At 65.9% G+C, this 2,758-nt stretch carries 2 protein-coding genes and 1 pseudogene; all 3 read left to right on the plus strand.

The features are described from left to right. Positions 1-46 precede the first annotated feature (46 nt). A pseudogene (locus AC1VAN_RS17560) lies at positions 47-838 on the plus strand (sensor histidine kinase); the annotation flags it as partial. Next, the gene (locus AC1VAN_RS17565) at positions 835-1,275 is read left to right on the plus strand and encodes a response regulator (protein WP_208081819.1); all 441 of its coding nucleotides are present in this window, start codon (positions 835-837) and stop codon (positions 1,273-1,275) included. The pseudogene AC1VAN_RS17560 and the gene AC1VAN_RS17565, both read left to right, overlap by 4 nt. Positions 1,276-1,279: 4 nt before the next feature. Beyond that, a partial coding sequence (locus AC1VAN_RS17570; protein ID WP_480986319.1) for a two-component system sensor histidine kinase NtrB occupies positions 1,280-2,758 on the plus strand: 1,479 nt, incomplete at its 3' end.

Consider the following 2,758-nt stretch of genomic DNA (forward strand, 5'->3'; position numbering starts at 1 on the left):
GTGCGGTGCAGACACGTGTTGAAGAACTGAACCGGCAGGTGCGGTGCAGACACGTGTTGAAGAACTGAACCGGCAGCTGGAGGGCAAGGTTGCCCAGGTCTCGGAGGTCAACCGCGAACTGGAAGCGTTCAGCTACTCGGTGTCGCACGACCTGCGCGCGCCGCTGCGCCATGTCGCCGGTTTCTCGGACAAGCTGTCGCGCCATCTGGGCGAGGCTGCCGACGAGAAGAGCCAGCACTACCTGGGGGTGATCTCCGGTTCAGCGCGGCGCATGGCCACGTTGATCGACGACCTGCTGGTCTATTCGCGCCTGGGCCGTGTGGCGATGCGCCAGCAGACCGTGGACATGCAGTCGCTGGTGGCCGATACGCGCGCGATGCTCGACGCGAACGTGCAGAGCGAAGCCGAGAGCAGTGGCCACGCCCATCAGGTGGAGTGGAGCATCGCGCCGCTGCCGATCGTGGTGGGCGACGAAAACATGCTGCGCCAGGTCTGGCTGAACCTGCTGGGCAACGCGGTGAAGTATTCAGCCAACCGCGAGCCGGCCAAGGTCCGCGTGGACTACCAGCAGCAGCCCGATGGCGGTCATCAGTTCACGGTCAGCGACAATGGTGCAGGCTTTGACATGGCCTACGCCGGCAAGCTGTTCGGTGTATTCCAGCGCCTGCACAAGGCCAGCGACTATCCCGGCACCGGTATCGGCCTGGCCAGCGTTCGCAGGGTGCTGACCCGCCATGGCGGCCGCATCTGGGCCGAAGCCGCACCGGATGCCGGCGCCACCTTCCACTTCTATCTTCCCCCCGTGCTCGACACGGACAAACAGGGCCCCATCGCATGACGACGCTGCGCACCATCCTCCTGGCCGAAGACAGCCCGGCCGACGCCGAAATGGCGATCGATGCGCTGCAGGAAGCGCGCCTGGCCAATCCCATCGTGCACGTCGAAGACGGCGTGGAAGTGATGGATTACCTGCTGCGCCGTGGCGCCTTCGCCAGCCGCGAAGATGGCCTGCCGGCGGTGCTGCTGCTGGATATCAAGATGCCGCGCATGGATGGCCTGGAAGTGCTGCGGCAGATCCGCGAACACGATGAGCTGAAGCGGTTGCCGGTGGTGATCCTGTCCTCCTCGCGCGAGGAAAGCGACCTGGCCCGCAGCTGGGACATGGGCGTGAACGCGTACGTGGTCAAGCCGGTGGACGTGGACCAGTTCTTCGGCGCAGTGCAGACCCTGGGCAAGTTCTGGGCACTGATCAACCAGGCTCCGGAGATCGAGTAGGCCCATGCCCCTGACCGGTCCCGCGCTCGGCGCATTGCGCATCCTGCTGGTGGAAGATTCCCCGGAGGATGCCGAGCTGATGTCCGAACAGATGCTCGATGCAGGCCTTGAGGCCACCTTCGAGCGTGTCGAGAGCGCGGACGACCTGCGCCATGCGCTGGCGCGCTTCCAGCCGGACATCGTGCTGTCCGACCTGAGCATGCCCGGTTTCTCCGGCGACGACGCGCTGCGCATCGTGCGCGATGCGTTGCCGGAGGTACCTTTCATCTTCGTCTCCGGCACCATGGGCGAGGAGAATGCGGTGGCGGCCCTGCAGAAGGGAGCCAACGACTACATCATCAAGCACCAGCCGGCGCGCCTGCCGTCGGCCGTGGCGCGCGCGGTGCGTGAGGCACGCAGCGCCATCGAGCGCTCGCGGGTGGAAACCGAGCTGATGCGCGCGCAACGGCTGGAAAGCCTGTCGTTGCTGGCCGCCGGGCTCAGCCACGATCTGCGCAACATCCTGCAGCCGCTGCTGATCATGCCGGACCTGCTGAAGGCGCGTACCGAAGATCCGCAGCTGCACCACCTGGCCGACGTGATCGCCGAATGCGGTCGCCGTGGCCATGAGATGGCCGAATCGATGCTGTCGTTCGTGCGCGGCTCGCGCAAGGCCAGCGAACGCATCCACATCGATGACCTGTTCCAGGCCGTGGCGCTGCTGTTGCGCAGCAACGTGCCCGATGGCGTCCGTCTGGACTTGGTGGTCGAGGATGAGGGGCTGGTGGTCGATGCCAACTACACCGAGTTGCAGCAGGTGTTGTTGAACCTGGCGCTCAACGCGATCCAGGCGATGCCCCAGGGTGGCAACCTGAGCCTGACCGCCAGCCATGGTGGCCAGCGCGATGGCGAGGACTGGCTGCGCATCGCGGTGGTCGATGAAGGCACCGGCATGGATGCSGASACSTTGTCGCACCTGTTCAAYCCGTTCTTCACMACCAAGGCCRAYGGCACCGGSCTGGGCCTGATYTCSTGCAAGCGSATCGTKGAAGGTGCCGGTGGCAGTATCCACGTCGACAGCCAGCTGGGGCGGGGCACCTGCTTCGAGCTGCGCTTGCCGATGCATGCCAGCGCCGAGGGCGGCGAACCGATCGAACAGCTGGTGGCACTGGGCAGTGGCCAGTCGATCCTGGTGGTCGATGGTGAAGCCACCCGCCTGTCGCTGTTGGGCRATGCACTGTCCAGCCAGGGTTATCAGCTGCAGTTGGCCTCCGATGGCCCGGCTGCGCTGCGCTGGATGCAGCAGGAGGCGATGCCGGCGCTGGTGATTGCCGATGCCGGCTCCAAGCTGTTGTCGGCCAGCCAGCTGCTGGGCGAAATGGCCACGCTCGGCTACCGCGGCCCGGCGCTGGTGCTGGAAGACGCTGCCGGGGAGATGCCCGAAGATGTGTTCCCCGCTGGCATCGAGGTGCACCTGCTGCGCAAGCCGCTGCAGATGCAGCAG

Source organism: Stenotrophomonas sp. 05L44_2 (assembly GCF_056665995.1).